This is a genomic window from Bradyrhizobium acaciae, assembly GCF_020889785.1.
GTDB lineage: Bacteria > Pseudomonadota > Alphaproteobacteria > Rhizobiales > Xanthobacteraceae > Bradyrhizobium > Bradyrhizobium acaciae.
This window is the reverse complement of the sequence record NZ_JACMYK010000076.1, coordinates 16,537-34,977: the sequence shown is the minus strand read 5'-3', so window position 1 is coordinate 34,977 and position 18,441 is coordinate 16,537. Positions and strand designations below refer to the sequence as shown.

Sequence of the window (18,441 nt, the reverse complement as noted above, 5' to 3'; positions counted from 1 at the left end):
CCGCCGCCGGCCGCGCCTTCGTGGACAAGGCGCGCGCGATCCTGCGCGATACCGACCTCGCGGTGGAAGCCGCGCGACGCGCGAGCCGCGGCCAGGAGGGCCAGCTCGCCATCGGCTTCACCTCTTCGGCCGCCTTCCATCCCTTCGTGACAGGCGTGATGCGCGAGATGCGCGAGCGGGCGCCTGCAATCACGCTGTCGTTGGAAGAGGCCTCGACCGGCGAACTGATCGAGGCCGTCGAGGCCGATCGGCTCGATGCCGCGTTCGTGCGTTCGCCGAGCGAGCGGCTGGAGAACCTCACGATCACGCATCTGCTTGACGAGGAGATGCTGGTGGCATTGCCCGACCATCATCCGCGTGCCCGCAAGGACCCGCGTCGCCGCATCTCCTTGGCCTCGCTCGCCGACGAGCCGCTGATCCTCTACCGCCGCCCGACCGGTCCGGGCCTCTACGACAGCATCATCGCCGCCTGTCGCGCCGCGGGCTTCAGTCCGAAAGTGGCGCAGGAGGCAACGCGGATGGTGTCGACCCTCAGCCTCGTCGCGGCGGGGCTCGGGATCTCGATCGTGCCGGAATCGATGGCGCGGCTGGAGACCGCAGGCGTCTCCTATCTCCGCCTCGACCGCGCCACAGGCCTCGTCGCACCGCTCGCGCTGGCCCGCAAGAAGGGCCCCGCCGGCGGCACGCTCGGCCGCCTGCTCGCAATCGTGACGCGACGGGTGAAGGATCGCGCGGCGGTTTGACGGAGCCTTGCGCGACGTAGGCGAACGTCGGCGCGGATCCCGGCGTTGCCGATTGGATGGCGCGGAATGTGGGAAGTTTGGCGAACGCGCGCATCCTGGCGCGGCTAGGTTGCCTGCATCGAACCCGGCCGCCGCGCGTCGATTGCGACAACTCCGTTGCGTCCGGCGGCGTCGGGTTCAATCACCACAGTGAAAGGCAGTTCCAATGGCACGTTTTCCTGTCCATACGCTCGACTCTGCCCCCGCAGCTTCGAAGTCCACCCTGCGCGAGGTGGAGGCGCGGTTCGGCATGATCCCCAACCTTGCGGCCGCGATGGCGACGTCGCCCGTGCTCGTGCAGAGCTTCCTCGGCATCTTCGACAAGGTGCACGGTGGCAGCTTCTCCGAGCCGCAGATCCAGACCGTGCTGCTCACCGACGCGGTGACCAATGGCTGCGCCTGGGCGGTCGCGCTTCATTCTGCGCTCGGCTTGCAGGCCGGCCTCGATCCGGCTGATGTCGACGCGATGCGCGCCGGTCGATCGCCTGCCAACAAGCAGCTCGGCGCGCTCTCGACATTGGCGCGGACGCTGATCGAGAAGCGCGGCCGGCTCGACGATCAGGAGATCGAGCGCTTTCTGGCGGAGGGGTTCAGCAAGGAACTGCTGCTTGAGGTGATCACCATCGTGGCGGCATCGACCATCACCAACTACACGGGCAGCGTGACCAATCCCCCGCTGGAGGCGGGATTGCAGGCGCATGCCTGGAATGGCTGAGGTGATCTCGCGTGAGCGTCGATTGCTGCACGCCGGCAGTGAGGCCGGCGCGCGGCGCGGGTCGCTGGTCCAGCCTCAGCCCGCAAATCTGGCGCGGTAGTCCTGCGGCGAGGTCGACAGCAGCCGCAGGAAGCTGCGGCGCATCGTCTCCTCGGAGCCGAAGCCGCAGCGTTGGGCGATGCGCTTGATCGGCAGGCGTGTCTCCGAGAGCAGATGCCGCGCGCCCTCGACCCTCAGCCGCTCGATCGCGCGTGCCGGCGTCAGCCCGGTTGCATCGGCATAGTGCCGGCTGAAGCTGCGCTCGCTCATGCCGGCCTGCTTGGCCAGCGTCGACAGCGAGAGGTCGTCGGCGAGATGGCCGCTGATCCAGTCGTGTAGCGCGCCGAACCTGTCGTCCGTCGTTTGCAGCGACAAGACTTCGCTGAACTGCGCCTGTCCGCCGGGTCGTTTGAGAAACACCACGAGATAGCGGGCGACAGCCAGCGCCGTTGCGCGGCCGAGATCTTCCTCCACCAGCGCCAACGCCAAATCGATGCCGGAGGTGACGCCGGCCGAGGTCCAGAACGATCCGTCGCGCACGAAGATCGGATCGGACTCGACGCGGACGTCGGGAAAGCGCTCGGCGAGCTCTTGCCAGAATCCCCAATGGGTCACGGCGCGCCGGCCGTCGAGAGCACCTGATGCGGCGAGCAGGAACGCGCCGGTGCAGACCGAGGCGGTGCGGCGTGCGTCTCCTGCGCGTTTGCGCACCCAGTCGACCAGCACAGCATCCGCCGTCGCGGCGTTGACGCCGTCGCCGCCCGGAATCACCAGCGTGTCGACCGCGCTGCCGATGGTTGGCAATGGATGCACCGCGAGCCCGATTCCCGCTGATGCCTGGACCGTAGGGCCATCCTTCGCGACGACGCGGACGTCATATGGCTCGGCGTTGCCTGCCTTGGCCGACAGCGCGTTGGCGGACGCGAACACCTGCAACGGCCCGGTGACGTCGAGCAACTGCACTGCCGGGTAAGCCAGCACTTCGATCACGCGACGGTCTTTTGGCGGAGAATGTGGGGGCTTTGGCGTCATCGCCGAAACGTGCCGCGCTAGATTCGCTTTGTCCATAGCGCAACGGAAGTTTGAGGGAAGTTCGATGATTACTCATGATGTACACTTGCGGATCGGATCACTGCTGTTCGAAGGCGTCGATCAAATCGACTTGACCGGGCCGTTCGAGGTGCTGTCGCGGATTCCGAATTCGACCTACCGCATCTACGGCAAGACGATGGAGCCGGTGCGCGACATCAAGGGATTGCGGCTGACGCCGGACGCCACGCTGGCCGAGGCGCCGCCGCTCGATGTGCTGCACGTACCCGGTGGCTTCGGTCAGCAGGCCCTGATGGAGGACACGGAAGTGCTCGGCTGGATCAGCCGGCAGGCGGCGGGGGCATCCCGCATCTTTTCGGTTTGCACGGGCGCGCTGATCTGCGGAGCGGCCGGCCTTCTCAAGGGGCGCAGGGCGACGACGCATTGGGCGTCGATTCATCTGCTGCCGTTCTTCGGCGCGATCCCCGTGAACGAACGCGTGGTGGTGGACGGAAGCTTTGTCTTTGCCGCCGGCGTCACGGCAGGCATCGATGGCGCATTGCGGCTCGCGGCCGAATTGCGCGGCGACGATGCCGCGCGTGCGATCCAGCTCTATATGGTGTATGCGCCGGAGCCGCCGTTCCAAAGCGGTACGCCGGAGACCGCGCCACCCGAGATCCTGCAGCAGTCGCGCCAGGCCGTGCACGCGATCACGGCGCAGCGGGAGGAGACCGCACGCCGCGTCGCTGCCAGGCTTGGAGTCGTCGTGCAGGCGGGCTGAGCGGGGACTAATTCCCCGGCTCGAAGCTGCAATCGGCGCCGCCGCCGGCCTTGTCCTTGATCGCTGCCGGATCGAGCGTGCAGGACAGTTTCGACAGCGCCTCGTAGTTGGTGCCGGCGGCGCCGTCGGGCGGCACGCCGGCAAGCGCCACGGTGGCGAAGATCGCGTTGGCCTCGCCGCCCTTCACGGTGCGGGTCCTGCTGCCGAAGCTCAGCTCGCAGGAGCGCGAGGTGATGGCGACATTGCTGGCGCGGCAGACCACCTTGTCGGCGGTGACAGTGATCTTGTTGGCGTAGGGGACATCGCTGTCGCCTGCGAAGAACGCGGCGACCGCCTTCTTCTCCCTGGCCGGCAGCGCCGAGTGGGGCGCCACGACGCCGGCGAGCGCCAGCGCGACCGAGCCGGAGGTGGTTGCCGGCGCGGCCCATGCGGCTGACGAGGCCAGCGACAATGAACATGCGAGGATCGTCAGTCGGCCCAGTCTCATTCCCATCTCCTGCCCATCTCCTGAAACGCTCTTTTCGCGACGCGGAATCGCTAGCACGTCTGGTGGCCTCAATGGGTGACGCCATTCATATGCCGTCCTGCAACTTCGCGTGAGGCCGGATGCGCGCACAGGGCAGGGCGGCCCCGCGTGGACCCGCTTGCACGATCGCGCCATCGGCGGCACAGTCCGATCTGCGGCAGCGATGCCGCCAATAATGACGATAAGAACATCGATTCGAGGAACGCCATGGCGGTCACGCGCATCGACTGCGACATCCATCCCGCGGTGGGGGGAACGCGCACCACGTTGCTGCCTTATCTGAGCGATCATTGGAAGGAACAGGTCGTCAGCCGCGCCATCGACGGGCTCGACCTCAATTCATATCCGCCGTCGATGCCGCTGTCCGGCCGTGCCGACTGGCGGCCGGCCGACGGCCGCAAGCCGGGCAGCGATCTCGCCATGGTGCAGCGCGGCGCGTTCGACCAGCTCGGCGCCAGCCACGCCATCTGCAATGTCGTCTACGGCGCGCAGGCGGTGTTCGATCCCTACATGGCGGCGGACTTCTGCAAGGCGATCAACGACTGGATCGCGGCTGAGTGGCTCGCCAGGGACACGCGGCTGCGCGCCTCGATCGTGGTGCCGATCCAGGCGCCAGATCTCGCAGTCGAGGAGATCGAGCGCCGCGCCGGCGACAACCGCTTCGTGTCGATACTGGTGCCGTCGCAAAACGAGATGCTGCTCGGGCGACGGCACTATTGGCCGATCTATCAGGCCGCCGAAAAATACAGACTGCCGATCGCGATCCACGCCGGCAGCGCCTATCGCGGCGCGCCGAGCTCGATCGGTTGGCCGTCCTATCGCTACGAATATTATCTCGCCGAAGCGCAGGCGTTCCAGGCGCAGACGCTGAGCCTGATCTATGAGGGCGTGTTCGGGAAGTATCCGGGATTGACGGTCGTGCTGATGGAATCGGGCGTCAGCTGGCTGCCCGCCTTCATGTGGCGCGCCAACAAGACCTGGCGCGGCGTGCGCGTCGAGGTCCCGTGGGTGGAGCGCGAGCCGGCCGCGATCATCCGCGACCATTTCCGCGTCACCATGCAGCCGTTCGATGCGCCGATGGATGCAACAAGCGTGGCCGACATCATCGACCAGATCGGTTCCGACAAGATGTTCCTGTTCGCCTCCGACTATCCGCACTGGCAGTTCGACGGCGACGATCCGGTCCCGCCGCATCTGCCTGCAGGCCTCGTCAAGCAGATGTGTGAGGACAATCCGTTGGAAACGTTCCCGCGCCTGAAGCTGAGTTCGTGAGCATGACGAAATATAGCGCTACATCGCCGGTGCCACACCTCTCCCCGCCGGGGAGAGGTCGACGCGCAGCGTCGGGTGAGGGGGCTCAGATATCGCGAGGGACCGCAATGCCCTCACCCGGATTGCATCTGGCGATGCAATCCGACCTCTCCCCAACGGGGAGAGGTGTAGACTTCCCGCGACATCATTTCAAAGACTGGAGGATCGCATGAGTGACGTCATCGACCGCCCGATGCTTGACCAGGAGAAAACCGCGGCGACGCGGCTGAAGATCATCGATTGCGACATCCATCCGAGCATTCACTCGCACAGCGACCTCAATGAGTTCCTGCCGAAGCGCTGGCAGCAGCACCTGAAGGAATATGGCAGCCACCTGCGCACGCCCTATATCGGCACCACGCCGTATCCGCGCTCCTCGCCGCTGATCGCGCGCCGCGATGCCTGGCCGCCGACCGGCGGCGTGCCGGGCTCCGATCTCGATTTCATGCGCAAGCAGCACCTCGATCCGTTCGACGTCGAGTTCGGCATCCTGCAGGTGCTCGACCTCTTCATCTTCTCGCAGCAGAATCTGGAATTCGGCGCCGCGATCCAGCGCGCCATCAACGACTGGCAGCTCGCGTTCTGGGCGCATCGGGATCCGCGCCTGAAGGCCTCGATCCTGGTCGGGCAGGACGGCTCCGACCTCGGCCTCGCCGAGATCGAGCGCTGCGCCAAGACGGGTGAATACATCCAGATCAACGTCTCGCCGCGTGCCAACGAGCCGCTCGGCCGCCGCCGCTACTGGCCGATCTACGAGCGCGCGCAAGAACTCGATCTGCCGCTCGGCATCCATGTCGGCGGCTATGGCGGGCACGCGCCGACCGGCGGCGGCTGGCCGTCCTATTATTGCGAGGAGCACCAGTCGAACGCGCACACGGTGGCCTCGAACCTCACGAGCCTGGTGCTGGAAGGCGTTCCCGAGCGCTTCCCGAAACTGAAGATCGTGTTCATCGAGGGCGGCTTCGGCTGGATCCCCGCGACGATGTGGCGGATGGATCAGCATTTCGAGCGCTTCCGCAGCGAGGTGCCGCATCTGAAGCGCAGGCCGAGCGAATACGTGAAGGAGCATTTCTGGTTCACGACCCAGCCGATCGACGAGCCCGATGAGGCGAAGCACCTGCGCCAGCTGATCGAATGGGTCGGCATCGACCGGCTGCTGTTCTCGTCGGACTATCCGCACTGGGACTATGACGACGCGCGCTACGCCTTCAAGACGCCGCTGACGGAGGCCGAGCGGCGCAAGATCTTCAACAGCAACGCCCGCGCGGTTTACAAGTTCTAGGAGCACAGATGAATTTGCCTCGCACTCCGCTCCACCTCGCCCCGCGTACGGGGAGAGGTCGGAACGCATCGCTAGATGCGTTCCGGGTGAGGGGGAGCCTCCGCAAACTCAGCTATCGCCGGTTACGCGGAGACAGCCCCTCACCCCAACCCTCTAAGAGCAAGCTTCGCTTGTCTCGACTCCGTAAGAACGGGGCGAGAGAGCGCAGTGCCGTCGCCGCTGCTATTCGACCTAATCTCATCTCGCACTAGGATTCCGATGACCCGTCACATCGTCGCGCGCACCAGCGAGATTCCAGCCGGCGGCAACAAGGTGTTCGGCCTCGATGGCCGCGACATCGTCGTGTTCCACGTCAATGGCGAGTTCTTTGCGCTGCTCAATCGCTGCCCGCATGAGGGCGCGCCGCTGGAGAAGGCGGCCTGCGTCGCGCGCCTGACCTCGCCGGCGCCCGGCATCTACCAGCGCGACCGCGTCGGCGAGATGCTGCGCTGTCCGTGGCATGGCTGGGAATTCGACATCCGCAACGGTCAGTCCTGGTTCGACCCCAACCGGTTCAGGATCCGCTCCTATCCGGTCGCGGTCGAAAGTGGTGCGGAATTGCAGAAGGGGCCGTATGTCGCCGAGACCTTTCCGGTGCACATCGAGGACAATTACGTGATCGTCGAGGTGTAAGCGGCACTTCGGCTTTATTGCAAAATAAGCAACAATGAAGTTACAGCAACGGCGATTATAATAACAGATGCAATGCGCCATCTTGAGTTCGCGGTCGGGATAACCCCCTCCACGACATCAGGAACGGCACCATGAAGCTCTATCACTTTGCACTTTCCGGACACGCGCATCGCGCGCGACTGTTCATTTCGCTGCTGGGAATCCCGCACGAGCTGGTCGATGTCGACCTCAGATCCGCCGCGCAGAAGACGCCGGAATTCCTCGCGCTCAACCCGTTCGGCCAGGTGCCGGTGCTCGACGATGACGGCACCATCATTGCCGATTCCAACGCGATCCTGGTCTATCTCGCGACCAAGCTCGGCCGCACCGACTGGCTGCCGCAGGATGCAAAGGGCGCTGCGGCCGTGCAGCGCTGGCTGTCGGTTGCCGCCGGTGATCTCGCGTTCGGACCCGCCGCGGCGCGGCTCGTCACCGTGTTCGGCGCGAAGTTCAATCCGGAAGACGTGATCGCCCGCGCGCATGTGCTGCTGAAACGGCTCGAAGCCCATCTCGCCGGTCGCGATTGGCTGGTCGGCACGCAGCCGACGATCGCCGATGTGGCGCTCTACAGCTATCTCTCGAGCGCGCCTGAAGGCAACGTCGATCTGTCCGGCTATGTCAGCGTCAACGCGTTGCTGCGCCGGATCGAGGCGCTGCCGGGCTTCGTGCCCTTTGCCAAGACCCCGGTCGGTCTGGCTGCAGCTGCGTGAGATGCTGATCGGGCGTGCCTTCGGGCGCGCCCGTCCAATCCCGTGAAGGGAGGGCGATGAGATGAGCGACAGGCGAACCAAGAACAAGCTCGCGGCCTGGCATGCCGGCGAAAAGGCGATCCAGCAGAAGGTCGGCGTTGCCGAGAAGATGGAGGCGGTCGGCCAGCGCGCAGTGCGCGACTTCATGCCCGACCAGCATCGCGACTTCTTTGCGCAGATTCCCTTTATCGTGGTCGGCAGCGTGGACCGACGCGGCGATGCATGGGCCTCGCTGCTGGCCGGCCGGCCCGGCTTCATCGCATCGCCGACACCGCGCAGCCTCGAGATCGATGCGCGGGCCGATGCCAGCGATCCCGTTGGTGAAGGTATGCGCGAAGACGACGCGATCGCACTGTTGGGAATTGAACTGCACACAAGGCGCCGCAACCGTGCCAACGGGCTGCTGCGTGCATCGTCGGGCAAGGCGCTCAGCTTCGAGCTCGATCAGAGCTTCGGCAATTGCCCGCAATACATCCAGCTGCGCGATTTCGCCTTGGTGCGCGAGCCGGAGGAGCGGTTCACGGGAGCGATCGAGGAGAGCGCGACGCTCGATCAGGCCGCGCGCGACACGATCGCGGCGGCGGATACGTTCTTCGTGGCGTCCTACACCGAGCGCGAGGACCGCCGCCAGGTCGACGTCTCGCATCGCGGCGGCAGAGCCGGCTTCGTCCGCGTTGCCGATGACGGTACGCTGACTGTCCCGGATTTCGCCGGCAATCTGTTCTTCAACACGCTCGGCAACATCCTGGTCAACGGCAAGGCCGGGCTCGTGTTCGTCGATTTCGAGAGCGGCGACATGCTGCAACTGACCGGCGATGCCGAGGTGATCCTGGACTCGCCGGAGATCGCCGCGTTCCAGGGCGCCGAACGGCTCTGGAGTTTTCGTGCGCGCCGTGTGGTGCGCCGGCGCGGCGCGCTGCCGCTGCGCTGGGCGTTCCGAGCCGACGGCTGGTCGCCCAATGCACTGATGACCGGTGATTGGGCGCAGGCCGCCGAACGCATCCGCGCGGCCGAGCTTGCGAGGCAGTGGCGTCCGTTCAAGGTCACCAAAATCGTGGACGAGAGCCGGTCGATCCGGTCGTTTCATCTGCAGCCGAACGACGGAGCCGGACGGCTTCCGCACCGGGCGGGACAGCATCTGCCGATCCGCTTGTCGATCCCGGGTGCGGACAAGCCTGTCATCCGCACCTATACGCTGTCGGTCGCGCCGTCGGACGGCATGTACCGCATCAGCGTCAAGCGCGACGGCGCGGTGTCGCAGCGTCTGCATGACAATATCCGTGTCGGCGACATCGTCGAGGCGCGTGCGCCGGGCGGCGGCTTCACGATCGATGCCCGCGAGAAGCGGCCCGCCGTGCTGCTCGCCGGCGGCGTCGGCATCACGCCGATGCTCGCGATGCTGCGTCACGTGGTCTATGAAGGGCTGCGCACCCGCGGCATCCGGCCGACCTTCCTGTTCCAGGCCGCGCATGCCAAGGCGGACCGCGCCTTCGATGACGAATTGCAGCAACTCGCCGATGCGGCCGGTGGCGCGGTGCAGATCAGGCGCGTGCTCGGTGACGTCGACGGCGCGGAGCAAGGTACGGACTACGACGCCGCGGGCCGCATCGACATGGCGCTGCTGTCGCGCGTCCTGCCGTTCAACGATTACGACTTCTATCTGTGCGGGCCGCCGCAATTCACTCAATCGCTCTATGATGCGCTGCGCGGCTACAACATCGCCGACGGCAGGATTCACGCCGAAGCATTCGGCCCTTCCTCGCTGGTGCGGCAGCCCGACGGCGCCACCACGGCGCTGCCGCGCCGGCCGCCCGCGACCACGCCGGTCCGGGTCGCCTTCACCGCATCGATGAAGGAAGCGCGCTGGACGCCGGAATCCGGAACGCTGCTGGAGTTCGCGGAAGCCCGTGGCCTCAGCCCCGCCTTCAGTTGCCGGGAAGGCAATTGCGGAAGCTGCCGAACCAGATTGCAGGCCGGCGCGGTGACCTATCTGAAGGCGCCGACCGCCGAGGTGGCCGATGACGAGGTGCTGATCTGCTGCGCCGTGCCGGCGAAGCCGGAGGGCGATGGCGAGAATCGGGTCCAGCTGGATCTTTGATCAGCCGAGGCTATCGACCACTCAAACCCGCGCAGCGTTACGCGGCTGGTCAGCCCATGCTGCCCGGCATGAAGCAGCGCGGCCGCGGGTGACCGTTCAGGTAATACGGCCAGACCATGGTGTGGCCGGCACGATTTGGTCCAGTGACGACGGCCTTATCGGGAACCTCGATCCACTCACCTTCCAGGCGCACACGGTAGTGGCCGTCCTTGGTGTCCCAATCGGCGTCGTCGACGCGCGTCGCGTCAGTACCGTCGCAGCAGGGCCCTTTTCCGCTGTGCAGGCTCTCATACCAGCCGTTCAAGTCGGGATGGTCGTGATCATGGGCCCCGGCCGGGCCGATTACCGGCATCGACAGCAGGGCGGTGAGTACAGTGAGCGTCGCACGCCAAAACGATGTGTTCATCTGGTTCCCAATCCGGGCGCCCATGTCAGGCCAATCCGGAAGTGGTCACCGAGTTCCTTTACATCAATAGCATGATGAAAATCATATAATCAAATTCATGAGAGGACGCGAAGCCCGGTCGGAAGGCCAAACTCAGGCCAGCAGGCCCATGACCTGGTCGATCACGGCCTTCACCTGCTTCGAATCCGGCCTCTGGTGCGCAAGCGCCAGCAGCCCCGCATGCACCACCATGATCGTGTGTGCGGTGACGTCCGGATCAAAACCCTTCCTGAATTCGGCGCGACTGCCGCGCAGCCGCGCGCGCAGCAGGTCTTCGAGCCGCCGGTTGTAGCGCTCGATGCTGTTGCGGACCTCGGCCTGGTCGAGCGAGCCGTCGGTCGCGGAATTGATCGAGAGGCAGCCGTGCTGTCCCTTCTCGCCCGAGCAATACGGGATGAAGCCGGTGAGCCACTGCCTGATCGCTTCGCGCGCCGGCGCCGGCTGCGCCAGGGTTCGCTCGGCCCAGCCCAGAATGCCGTCGTGATAGCGGTCAAGCACTTTCAGAAACAGCGCGTTCTTGTCGCCGAAAGCCGCGTACAGGCTGGGCTTCGCAATGCCGCTCGCCGCCGTGATCTCGTCGAGCGAGGTCGCCTGAAAACCCTTCCGCCAGAACACCTGACGGGCGATTTCCAGAACGTCGTCCGGATCGAAGCTGCGCGGCCTTGCCATGACGGTGTTTTATGTACTCTGGCGTCGGATGTGAAGCTCTCACCTTGCTGTGAAGCCATTTCGGGCCATTGACGCGAGCCCTATTCTGTACTTAGAAGTAGATAATGAGATCGGGAGATGATGCCATGAAAGCAGTGCAGGTTGTCGCATTCGGACGTCCGGCGGATGTGGTGAAGCTGAACGAGGTGGCGGACACGGGCAGCCCCGGGCCCAACGAGGTGGTGGTCGCGGTCGAGGCCGCACCGATCAACAACTCGGACTTCATGATCATGGCCGGACGCTACGGCTATCTGCCGACGCCGCCGGCGACGCTCGGAATCGAGGGCGTCGGACGGGTGATCGCCGCGGGATCGCAGGTGACGAATCTGAAGGTGGGTGACCGCACCTTGATTCCGTTCACGGTCCCGACCTGGACCGAGCGCGTCAGGTTCACCGCATCATGGCAGCGGCCGCTGCCCGAAGCTGCCGATATCCAGCAATTGTCCATGATCGGGGTCAATCCGGCGACCGCCTATTTGTTGCTGACCGATTTCTTCAAAATCCCGCGCGGGGGCTGGGTGATCCAGAACGGCGCCAATTCCGCGACCGCGCGGGCGGTGATCGCCGTTGCCAAGTCGCTGGGGTTGAAGACGGTCAACGTGGTCCGGCGCGAGGATGTCGTTGACGAGGTCAAGTCGGCCGGCGGCGATGTCGTTTTGGTGGATGGGCCCGATCTCGCCAAGCGCGTCATCAAGGAGACCGGCGGATCGCCGATCCTGTTGGCGCTGGACGTTGTCGGCGGCGCCTCGACGCTGAACTTGATGAACTGCCTGGCGCCCAAAGCCGTGCTCGTCATCTACAGCGCGATGAGCGGACAGCCGTTCTCCGGCTCGGCCTTGAGCGTGATCTTCAACGAGGTGTCGGTGCGCGGCTTCTGGCTCGGCCATTGGGGCAAGACCGCGACCGATCGAACGTTGGCGGCAATGTACGACCATCTCGTGCCGATGGTTGCCGCCGGCGCAATCAGCGCGCCGGTCGTCGGGAGCTACCGCCTGGAAGATTTTTCGCAGGCGATTGCGCAGGCCGCGGCGTTCAAGGGCAAAGTCATCTTCACGCCGAACAACTGATCAGGAACCAGCGTGCGCCTTGCCGAGGCGCGCGCCGGTTCTGTGTCCCGGGCCAGAGGTGCGTGTTGCTCAAGCGTGCTCCCCGGCCCGCTGCGGCAGGATGAAGACCAGGGCGGCGATCGCAACGGCAAGCGCGACAGATGCCGTGTAGCGGCTGAGGGCAAGGCCGCCGTGATCGAGCGGCTTGTCGAGGAAATCGCCGACGGTGGCGCCGAGCGGCCTGGTGAGGACGAAGGCAATCCAGAACAGCACCGTGTGCGACACCCGGGTCCAGAGATAGGCGGCGGCGACGATGGCGATGCCGGCGGCGAACACGATGGCGCCGCCGCCATAGCCGAGGCCGGTGGAGTCGGCCATCCAGTCGCCGAGCGCGGTGCCGAGCGTCTGAGAAAACAGGATCGTGACCCAGTAAAAGGTCTCAGCCGTCTTGTTGTCGATCGATGCGATCGAGACCGTTCCCATGGTGCGATGCCATGCGGCGAGCGACACAACCAGCAGTCCGGCGAGCAGTGACGAGCCGCCGAGATATCCGATTCCCAGCGAGCGGTCGACGAAATCGGCAAAGGTCGTGCCGACGGTCGTCGTCGCGATGATCACCGTCCAGTACAGCAAGGGATGAAAGCGCTTCGCCGCCATTTGCGCCGCAACGGCAATTGCGAAGATGATCGCGAAGATCGCGGTGCCGACGAGATAGCCGAGATCCATCGACATCGTGACGGCGTCGCCGCCGGTCTCGCCGAGCGTCGTGGCGAGAATCTTGATGACCCAGAAGCCGAGCGTGACGGCAGGAACCTTTCCCGTGCGGTCGTCGGTCGCGGTATTGTGCAGCATTTGCATGAGGGCGTCACTCCAGAAGACGTCGCTGGCGGACGATACCGCCGCCGGGTGGTCGAATGATGGACGGGGAGATCAGGCCTGCATCTGGTCCATGATCGTCAGCAACTCGGCGAGTGCCTGCTTGCATTTGGCGGCATCCGGATTGGTCTCGGGCACCGCCTCAAGCGCGCGATCGATCGCCTTGTCGACCGTTTGCCAGTCTGCGCGGTGGTCGGCAGCGCGTTTCCGCCCTATCACCATCACGAGTTTCCGAACTCGCGCATCCCGATGCATCGGGCCGACACCGGCGCGTTCCTGATTGCCGATGCGCTCGGCGCAGCCGGCCTCACCATCGTGGAAGATGTCGACGGCGTCTACACCGATGATCCCAATGGTCCGGAGGGCAAGAAGGCGCAGCTGCTGCGCGAGACGAGCTTCGCCGAGCTCGCCGAGCTGAAGGGCACGCTGCCGTTCGATCCCGCCCTGCTCGAGGTGATGGCCAATGCGCGGCACATCGAGCGCGTGCAGGTCGTGAACGGTCTCGTTCCCGGCCGGCTCGCCGCGGCGCTGCGCGGCCAGCATGTCCGGTCGATCATCCGCACCGGCGCACGGCCGGCCTGATTTGAGCGGCGGACTCCGCTTCACCTCGCCCCGCGTGCGGGGAGAGGTCGAAATTCAAGCGCAGCTTGAATTCCGGGTGAGGGGGATTCTCCGCAAACGCAGCTGTCACCGAATGCGCGGAGACGGCCCCCTCACCCCAACCCTCTCCCCGTAATAACGGGGAGAGGGAGCTTAACGCTGGCGCGCGGCGACTACTTGATCGTCGCGTGCACCGTGATGACCGAGGTGCCGGACGCCTTCGGCCCTTTCCCCGTCGCCTTGATGGCAAACGTGTCGCTGCCCTTGTACTTGGCCTTGGCCCTGTACTCGAAGGTCGTCGCGTCGATCTTCTTCAGCTTGCCATAGGACGGCTTCTGCGAGATCGACGAGTCCGTCACCGTGCCGCGGATCCCGACCGGGATCTGGCAGCTCGCGCCTGAGGCGACGTCGATATCGCCGGTCGAATTCTCGCCCCAATCCGCCAATGTCACCGACATCGAGCATTCCGGCACGGCCTGCGCCGACAACGCCGGCGTGACACCTGATACTGCAAGGATGAGCGCCAGGGCGGCGACGCTCGACAACCGCGTCGTGACGATACTCGTTTTCATGCAAGGCCCACTGCTGAGGGTTTTCGGCGCAGGAATCCTGCAACGCGGGAGCAGGGGTGGCAAGGGCTTCGCCTCACCTGTGTGACGCGCGTTGAAATAACCTCAGCGTCTTGTTGCGCGGTTGCAGCGTCACCATCATCACGCGCACCGCGATCCGATCGGGACACAAATCGTTCGCGTGACAAGAGAGGGTTCCAATGGCTGAAAGCAATGACGGTCGAAACGCGCCGCAAGCGGGCTTTGCCGGCGTCTCGCGCAAGACCCTCGAGCGTCTCGCGCTGCCCGGCGATCATCGCGAGCTCGTCGTTGCCGAGGTGACTTATCCGCCCGGCGGCGTCGCACCGCAGCACCGCCATCCGGTCGGCGGTGTGATCTTCATTGTCGAAGGTGTTGCCGAGTCTGCTTACGGCGACGAGGCTCCGCGGCAATACCGGGCAGGCGAGACCTTGCAGGATCGCCCTGACATTCCGCACACGCTGTTTCGCAACTGCGACCTGGACCGGCCGCTGCGCTTCCTGACGATCTACGCGCTTGAACCCGGGCGCGCCTACACGATGGAGCCGTAAGGCTCGGGAACAATCTGAAGTAAAATACTACCACTTATTCGCTTGAGGTTTTGCGTTTGCGCCGGCCAGTGCAGGCGGAACGGCCAGGAGCAGGCAAACCGATTCCACCAGGAGCTCATGTGCACGGTCGACGATGTCGTCCAGCGAACTCGTCTTCGCGAACATGGCCTGGGCTTCCGCCAGCAACCGCTCACGCGTCGGGATGCTAGGCAGATGCAGGTCGGCACGATGCTGTAACAGGACAAGCGCTTCCCGCACCGACAGACCGGTTTCGTGCACCGATGATTTGACGGCCTGCGCGATATATTCGGGATTGAAGCGAGCCGCGAGCTGCTCGGCCGTTCGCTTGATTACACGCGATCCCAGGCGCTGCTCGTTGCGGAGGACCTGCGCGGGCGGCGCCTTCATATCCCAGACAAGGCCAAGCCAGGACAACGCCACCAGGACATAATAGGTCGCATCGATCTCCCACCACCGGAAGCCTTGCCGCGCGCTGCTTTGGTAGGCGTGATGATTGTTGTGCCAACCCTCACCCATCGTAAACAGGGCCAGCAGCCAATTGTTGCGGGAGTCATCGCCCGTGACGTAGCGCTTGCGTCCGTGAACATGCGCAAGCGAGTTGATGCAAAACGTTGCATGATACAGCAGCACGGTGCTCCAGAAGAAACCGACCACCAGCCCCGGCCATCCGGCAATGAGGAAGCACAGTGCTGCGACCACGATCGCCGGCAACACCTCGAATCTGTGCAGCCACATCAACTCCGGATACGCGGCAAAGTCGGAAACTTTCGTCAGATCCGTTGCATCGTGCTGTCGATAGAAGATCCAGCCGAGATGACTGTACACGAAGCCCTTATGCCCCGGCGAATGCACGTCGTGCTTGGTATCCGAATGAAGATGGTGGTGCCGATGTTTCGCAGCCCACCAGAGCACGCTCTTCTGGGCGCTGCTCTGGGCCAGGAATGCAAGGATGAACTGAAACGTCCGGCTCGTCGAGTAAGCCCGATGCGAGAAGTACCGATGATAGCCGGCGGTGACCGCAAACATGCGCAGCCAGTATAGAGCGACGCAGATTGCAATTGCTTGCCATGAGACGCCTGTCCAGATCGCCGCCAGACACCCTGCATGGACCAGCAGGAACGGGAGAACCTGCGGGTACATGATGTCGTCGTGCTGGTGATATGGATCGATATTGGTGGACACGCTCGCGACCTCAGTTGCTTCGATGCGCGGGCTGCCCCGCCGGCAGACGGCTCAGATCCTGGTCCTGACGGGCATTGCGCGCGGTGTGATATGTAGAACCCTGCGGCCGGGAGGCCAGTCGCGGGGTCGCGAAACCAGAGGCTCTGCTAGTACATCGGTCATCAAACCAGCATGGCGCCGATTGCCGCAGCTTACGCGGCGCGCAAACTAGCAGATTTGCCGATCCGGCGCTCTGCAACGATTTCAAAAGTAACCTTCGGTATCCGTCGTTGAGGGAGGCCATCGTGCGGTTGCGGGCATCTGCGCTAGTCCTTCTTCGCCGTCAGCCCGTCGACCATCGCGCGCGTCAATGTCGAGATCTCGCTACGCAGCGCGCCGATCGGCACCGCGATCAGCTTGTGCTCCAGCCCGAGCGCCACCATGCCGTGCACGGCGGAGAACAGGCTGCGCGCGGTGACGCCAAGCTGCGCCGGTGAACGCTGCGGAAACAACGCGGCGAGCGGTTTGTAGATGTGGCGGAACAACTCCATCTGCTCGGTGATGGCCCATTCCGGCACCGGCTTGCCGGGCTGCATGCGATGCTCGAACAGCGCACGCCACAGTTCGAGATTGTCGGCGGCGAAGTCGCAATAGGCGACCGCGATCCGCACCAGCATCTCGCGCGGCGCCGCCGCGGCGCCGATCTCGGCCAGCGACAGCGAGGCATCCAGCCGGGCCAGCGTGCGCGAGCCGACCCGCAGGATCAGCTCGTCGACATCGTCGACCAGATTGTAGACGCCGCCATTGGCGACCCCGATTTCCTGGGCCAGCTCGCGGGTTTTCAGGCCGCCGAGACCCTTTGCCGCAATCGCCCGTTCCGCCGCCTCGATCAGCGCTTCGCGCAGTTTTGCACGTCGTTCCAATGCTTTGGACATGTTTCACCGGTCATTAACCGCACCCTTGAGCGCCGCTCAAATAATACTTGAGCGACGCTCATTATGTGGTACAAGAGATCCATGAGCGATGCTCATAGCAGGGAGCGATCAAATGTTCAAAACTGTTTTGACGATTTTCCGCGGCAGCGTGGCGGCAGCGGAGGAGGAACTGCAAGACCGGACGGCGCTGGTCGTCCTCGACCAGCAGATGCGCGATGCGGCCGCCGCCGTCGACCGCTCGAAGCGGACCCTCGCGCTCGCCATCGCCGGCGACGCACAGGAGGGCCGGCGGCTCGAGGCCACCAACGCCCGGATCGCCGATCTCGAGGTGCGCGCGTCCGCGGCACTCGAGGGCGGCCGCGAAGACCTCGCCCGCGAAGCCGCGCAGGCGATCGCCAATCTCGAAGCCGAACGCGATGCCGCGATGACCGCGCGCACGCTGTTCGCCACCGAGATCACCCGGCTGAAGCGCCACGTCGCCAATGCCGAGGCGCGCATTGCCGAGCTCGATCGCGGCCGCAGGCTGGCCCGTGCCTCGGAGGCGGTGCGTTCGCTGCGCCGGAGTGGCATCGAGGCGGCGCGCCCTTACGAGTCGACGCTGCCGGAAGCGGAAGCGACGCTGAAGCGGCTGCGCGAGCGGCAGATGGAGATTCAGGCGGCGGATGACGCGCTGTTCGAGATCGACACCGCCTCGGGCCCGCTCGCCACCGCCGAGAAACTTGCGGAACAGGGTTTTGGTCCGCGCATGAAATCGACCGCCGACGACGTGCTGGCGCGGCTGAAAGCCAAGCGCCCGAACGCAGCCTGACAGCTCGAGCCACAAACAAGCAACTTCAAACCACACATCATCAAGGAGACGATCATGAACCAGACCATCCAACCCCACAGCAGCGCATGGGTCACCTTCACCTACGTGTCCTTTGCAGCCTCCGCCTTCCTCGTCGCCGTCGGCATTTTCTTCCTGCCGGTCAGCCTCTGGATGCAGGGCTATCTCGCGATGGGCATCGTGATGCTGATCCAGACCTGCATTACGCTGACCAAGACGGTGCGCGACAATTACGAGAGCAGCAAGTTCGTCAACCGCATCGAGGACGCCAAGGCCGAGCGCCTGCTGATGGAAGTCTCCAAGTCGGGTTGAGATGGCGGCAGGCGCCGGAGCCTGGACGAGGCCGCGGGTGTCGTGCACCCGCCGCTTTGTGCTGTGCCACACATGCAGTGTCGTCCCGGCGAAAGCCGGGACCCATAACCACAAATGTTGATTGTTGCGCACCGCTGGAACGACGAGTCCCGTCCACGACACCCGCCGCGGAGTATGGATCCCGGCTTTCGCCGGGACGACCCTGGGGAAGCAGTCTTCGCTCCTCGCAACGGTGGCGATCGGCTCGCGAACCGTCAGAAGCAAACTCGCTTGGTTTCCGGAAGGCCTTGTTTACCCTGCGGCGAACAGCGTCAGGTTGCGCTCATGGCTCCTTAACAGGGGTGAGTGCA

Annotated in this window: 21 protein-coding genes and 1 pseudogene; 13 read left to right on the top strand and 9 right to left on the bottom strand. The window is 64.9% G+C overall.

Translation table 11 applies throughout. The annotated features are described in order from the left end of the window. Both H8A92_RS25240 and H8A92_RS25235 read left to right on the top strand, forming a co-directional pair. A partial coding sequence (locus tag H8A92_RS25240; protein ID WP_229198270.1) for a LysR substrate-binding domain-containing protein occupies positions 1-743 on the top strand: 743 nt, incomplete at its 5' end. Between the two features lie 205 nt (positions 744-948). Beyond that, positions 949-1,497, top strand: a complete 549-nt coding sequence (locus H8A92_RS25235; protein ID WP_229198269.1) for a carboxymuconolactone decarboxylase family protein — start codon at positions 949-951, stop codon at positions 1,495-1,497. A gap of 75 nt (positions 1,498-1,572) precedes the next feature. On the opposite strand, the gene H8A92_RS25230 is transcribed toward H8A92_RS25235, so the two are convergent. Then, the gene (locus tag H8A92_RS25230) at positions 1,573-2,523 is read right to left on the bottom strand and encodes a GlxA family transcriptional regulator (RefSeq protein ID WP_420831362.1); all 951 of its coding nucleotides are present in this window, start codon (positions 2,521-2,523) and stop codon (positions 1,573-1,575) included. A gap of 109 nt (positions 2,524-2,632) precedes the next feature. On the opposite strand from H8A92_RS25230, the gene H8A92_RS25225 reads away from it, so the two are divergent. Then, positions 2,633-3,346, top strand: a complete 714-nt coding sequence (locus H8A92_RS25225) for a DJ-1/PfpI family protein (RefSeq protein WP_229198267.1) — start codon at positions 2,633-2,635, stop codon at positions 3,344-3,346. A gap of 7 nt (positions 3,347-3,353) precedes the next feature. On the opposite strand, the gene H8A92_RS25220 is transcribed toward H8A92_RS25225, so the two are convergent. Next, on the bottom strand, positions 3,354-3,833 hold the full coding sequence (locus H8A92_RS25220; protein WP_229198266.1) for a hypothetical protein: 480 nt from the start codon (positions 3,831-3,833) through the stop codon (positions 3,354-3,356). A 246-nt stretch (positions 3,834-4,079) separates the two neighbouring features. Here H8A92_RS25220 and H8A92_RS25215 point away from each other — a divergent pair, with 246 nt between their 5' ends. The 5 genes from H8A92_RS25215 to H8A92_RS25195 all read left to right on the top strand — a co-directional run bounded on the left by H8A92_RS25215 (position 4,080) and on the right by H8A92_RS25195 (position 10,023). Continuing rightward, positions 4,080-5,144 carry an amidohydrolase family protein gene (locus tag H8A92_RS25215; RefSeq protein ID WP_229198265.1) on the top strand — a complete coding sequence of 355 codons (1,065 nt, stop codon included), beginning with the start codon at positions 4,080-4,082 and terminating at the stop codon, positions 5,142-5,144. A gap of 208 nt (positions 5,145-5,352) precedes the next feature. Next, positions 5,353-6,465 (top strand): amidohydrolase family protein, encoded by a 1,113-nt coding sequence (locus H8A92_RS25210; protein WP_229198264.1) that lies wholly within the window; start codon positions 5,353-5,355, stop codon positions 6,463-6,465. 258 nt (positions 6,466-6,723) lie between these two features. Then, positions 6,724-7,137 carry a Rieske (2Fe-2S) protein gene (locus tag H8A92_RS25205; RefSeq protein WP_229198263.1) on the top strand — a complete coding sequence of 138 codons (414 nt, stop codon included), beginning with the start codon at positions 6,724-6,726 and terminating at the stop codon, positions 7,135-7,137. Positions 7,138-7,268: 131 nt separating this feature from the next. After that, positions 7,269-7,886 (top strand): glutathione S-transferase family protein, encoded by a 618-nt coding sequence (locus H8A92_RS25200; protein WP_229198262.1) that lies wholly within the window; start codon positions 7,269-7,271, stop codon positions 7,884-7,886. 61 nt (positions 7,887-7,947) lie between these two features. Beyond that, on the top strand, positions 7,948-10,023 hold the full coding sequence (locus H8A92_RS25195) for a 2Fe-2S iron-sulfur cluster-binding protein (RefSeq protein WP_229198261.1): 2,076 nt from the start codon (positions 7,948-7,950) through the stop codon (positions 10,021-10,023). A gap of 49 nt (positions 10,024-10,072) precedes the next feature. Here the strand turns inward: H8A92_RS25195 and H8A92_RS25190 are convergent, their stop codons facing one another. Together H8A92_RS25190 and H8A92_RS25185 are read right to left on the bottom strand one after the other, a co-directional pair. Continuing rightward, the gene (locus tag H8A92_RS25190; RefSeq protein WP_420831361.1) at positions 10,073-10,429 is read right to left on the bottom strand and encodes a hypothetical protein; all 357 of its coding nucleotides are present in this window, start codon (positions 10,427-10,429) and stop codon (positions 10,073-10,075) included. 132 nt (positions 10,430-10,561) lie between these two features. Continuing rightward, positions 10,562-11,137: a TetR/AcrR family transcriptional regulator gene (locus H8A92_RS25185; RefSeq protein ID WP_229198260.1), complete on the bottom strand. Its 576-nt coding sequence runs from the start codon at positions 11,135-11,137 to the stop codon at positions 10,562-10,564. Between the two features lie 125 nt (positions 11,138-11,262). On the opposite strand from H8A92_RS25185, the gene H8A92_RS25180 reads away from it, so the two are divergent. Beyond that, entirely contained in the window at positions 11,263-12,243 is a 981-nt protein-coding gene (locus H8A92_RS25180) for a zinc-dependent alcohol dehydrogenase family protein (protein ID WP_229198259.1), read from the top strand. Positions 12,244-12,312: 69 nt separating this feature from the next. On the opposite strand, the gene H8A92_RS25175 is transcribed toward H8A92_RS25180, so the two are convergent. Both H8A92_RS25175 and H8A92_RS25170 read right to left on the bottom strand, forming a co-directional pair. Continuing rightward, positions 12,313-13,080: a COG4705 family protein gene (locus H8A92_RS25175; RefSeq protein WP_420831360.1), complete on the bottom strand. Its 768-nt coding sequence runs from the start codon at positions 13,078-13,080 to the stop codon at positions 12,313-12,315. Between the two features lie 72 nt (positions 13,081-13,152). After that, a complete protein-coding gene (locus H8A92_RS25170) occupies positions 13,153-13,320 on the bottom strand; it encodes a hypothetical protein (RefSeq protein ID WP_229198274.1) in 168 nt (55 codons plus the stop codon). Here H8A92_RS25170 and H8A92_RS25165 point away from each other — a divergent pair. Further along, positions 13,285-13,680: pseudogene (locus H8A92_RS25165) on the top strand (amino acid kinase family protein); the annotation flags it as partial. The gene H8A92_RS25170 and the pseudogene H8A92_RS25165 overlap by 36 nt on opposite strands. Positions 13,681-13,871: 191 nt before the next feature. Here the strand turns inward: H8A92_RS25165 and H8A92_RS25160 are convergent. Further along, positions 13,872-14,270 (bottom strand): hypothetical protein, encoded by a 399-nt coding sequence (locus tag H8A92_RS25160; RefSeq protein WP_229198258.1) that lies wholly within the window; start codon positions 14,268-14,270, stop codon positions 13,872-13,874. A 197-nt stretch (positions 14,271-14,467) separates the two neighbouring features. Between H8A92_RS25160 and H8A92_RS25155 the strand changes: the two genes are divergently transcribed. After that, positions 14,468-14,836: a cupin domain-containing protein gene (locus H8A92_RS25155; protein WP_229198257.1), complete on the top strand. Its 369-nt coding sequence runs from the start codon at positions 14,468-14,470 to the stop codon at positions 14,834-14,836. Between the two features lie 27 nt (positions 14,837-14,863). On the opposite strand, the gene H8A92_RS25150 is transcribed toward H8A92_RS25155, so the two are convergent. Both H8A92_RS25150 and H8A92_RS25145 read right to left on the bottom strand, forming a co-directional pair. After that, a complete protein-coding gene (locus tag H8A92_RS25150) occupies positions 14,864-15,997 on the bottom strand; it encodes an acyl-CoA desaturase (RefSeq protein WP_229198271.1) in 1,134 nt (377 codons plus the stop codon). A 347-nt stretch (positions 15,998-16,344) separates the two neighbouring features. Beyond that, complete coding sequence (locus H8A92_RS25145) at positions 16,345-16,953, bottom strand: TetR/AcrR family transcriptional regulator (protein ID WP_229198256.1); 609 nt, start codon at positions 16,951-16,953, stop codon at positions 16,345-16,347. A 112-nt stretch (positions 16,954-17,065) separates the two neighbouring features. Here H8A92_RS25145 and H8A92_RS25140 point away from each other — a divergent pair, with 112 nt between their 5' ends. After that, positions 17,066-17,761 (top strand): PspA/IM30 family protein, encoded by a 696-nt coding sequence (locus H8A92_RS25140; protein WP_163157747.1) that lies wholly within the window; start codon positions 17,066-17,068, stop codon positions 17,759-17,761. A gap of 54 nt (positions 17,762-17,815) precedes the next feature. Then, the gene (locus tag H8A92_RS25135; RefSeq protein WP_163157744.1) at positions 17,816-18,091 is read left to right on the top strand and encodes a YiaA/YiaB family inner membrane protein; all 276 of its coding nucleotides are present in this window, start codon (positions 17,816-17,818) and stop codon (positions 18,089-18,091) included. The last annotated feature ends 350 nt before the right edge of the window (positions 18,092-18,441 follow it).

Coding starts and splice junctions, on each gene's coding strand:
- H8A92_RS25160 (WP_229198258.1), bottom strand. CDS start 14,270: ATGAAAACGAGTATCGTCACGACGCGGTTGTCGAGCGTCGCCGCCCTG.
- H8A92_RS25225 (WP_229198267.1), top strand. CDS start 2,633: ATGATTACTCATGATGTACACTTGCGGATCGGATCACTGCTGTTCGAA.
- H8A92_RS25185 (WP_229198260.1), bottom strand. CDS start 11,137: ATGGCAAGGCCGCGCAGCTTCGATCCGGACGACGTTCTGGAAATCGCC.
- H8A92_RS25170 (WP_229198274.1), bottom strand. CDS start 13,320: ATGGTGATAGGGCGGAAACGCGCTGCCGACCACCGCGCAGACTGGCAA.
- H8A92_RS25155 (WP_229198257.1), top strand. CDS start 14,468: ATGGCTGAAAGCAATGACGGTCGAAACGCGCCGCAAGCGGGCTTTGCC.
- H8A92_RS25140 (WP_163157747.1), top strand. CDS start 17,066: ATGTTCAAAACTGTTTTGACGATTTTCCGCGGCAGCGTGGCGGCAGCG.
- H8A92_RS25200 (WP_229198262.1), top strand. CDS start 7,269: ATGAAGCTCTATCACTTTGCACTTTCCGGACACGCGCATCGCGCGCGA.
- H8A92_RS25220 (WP_229198266.1), bottom strand. CDS start 3,833: ATGAGACTGGGCCGACTGACGATCCTCGCATGTTCATTGTCGCTGGCC.
- H8A92_RS25145 (WP_229198256.1), bottom strand. CDS start 16,953: ATGTCCAAAGCATTGGAACGACGTGCAAAACTGCGCGAAGCGCTGATC.
- H8A92_RS25180 (WP_229198259.1), top strand. CDS start 11,263: ATGAAAGCAGTGCAGGTTGTCGCATTCGGACGTCCGGCGGATGTGGTG.
- H8A92_RS25150 (WP_229198271.1), bottom strand. CDS start 15,997: ATGTACCCGCAGGTTCTCCCGTTCCTGCTGGTCCATGCAGGGTGTCTG.
- H8A92_RS25195 (WP_229198261.1), top strand. CDS start 7,948: ATGAGCGACAGGCGAACCAAGAACAAGCTCGCGGCCTGGCATGCCGGC.
- H8A92_RS25205 (WP_229198263.1), top strand. CDS start 6,724: ATGACCCGTCACATCGTCGCGCGCACCAGCGAGATTCCAGCCGGCGGC.
- H8A92_RS25175 (WP_420831360.1), bottom strand. CDS start 13,080: ATGCAAATGCTGCACAATACCGCGACCGACGACCGCACGGGAAAGGTT.
- H8A92_RS25235 (WP_229198269.1), top strand. CDS start 949: ATGGCACGTTTTCCTGTCCATACGCTCGACTCTGCCCCCGCAGCTTCG.
- H8A92_RS25210 (WP_229198264.1), top strand. CDS start 5,353: ATGAGTGACGTCATCGACCGCCCGATGCTTGACCAGGAGAAAACCGCG.
- H8A92_RS25215 (WP_229198265.1), top strand. CDS start 4,080: ATGGCGGTCACGCGCATCGACTGCGACATCCATCCCGCGGTGGGGGGA.
- H8A92_RS25190 (WP_420831361.1), bottom strand. CDS start 10,429: ATGAACACATCGTTTTGGCGTGCGACGCTCACTGTACTCACCGCCCTG.
- H8A92_RS25135 (WP_163157744.1), top strand. CDS start 17,816: ATGAACCAGACCATCCAACCCCACAGCAGCGCATGGGTCACCTTCACC.